The sequence below is a fragment of the Pseudoalteromonas sp. bablab_jr011 genome, assembly GCF_016464045.1.
Classification (GTDB): Bacteria; Pseudomonadota; Gammaproteobacteria; order Enterobacterales; family Alteromonadaceae; genus Pseudoalteromonas; species Pseudoalteromonas lipolytica.
In genome coordinates, this window is the sequence record NZ_JACDWU010000008.1 from 1 (window position 1) to 330 (window position 330).

General features: G+C 42.1%; 1 protein-coding gene. It reads right to left on the reverse strand.

Annotated features, from left to right (window positions below; all coding sequences use genetic code 11):
* Positions 1-146 (reverse strand): reverse transcriptase N-terminal domain-containing protein (locus JIG41_RS00155; protein WP_199524076.1); only part of this gene is annotated, 146 nt, incomplete at its 3' end.
* Between the last annotated feature and the right edge of the window lie 184 nt (positions 147-330).

Sequence of the window (330 nt, forward strand, 5' to 3'; positions counted from 1 at the left end):
GCTTTCGCTTTGCCGTGTTTACTTTCTCTTGTTGCTTTTGCAATACGCATCTGAAGCTTTAAAACGTGTGACTCAACAGTTTTCCAATTTATGGATTGCCATTGAGCACTGTCAGGAGAGGCACTAATCTCTTTTGAAATCATCATTTGCGTTTCTCCTTGAATAAAGTTCTTCAAATTCTCTTGCAAAGGAAGACCAGTCGGAAGTCAGCTCACTTTCGTGCCAGACAGACGTCTGTATCTGCATCATTACAATCCAGCCTTTGCTTTCTCCAACATCCTCTACCTGCATCACTATCGGCTATATAAGCTTTCCCAAAGGGAGTGATAC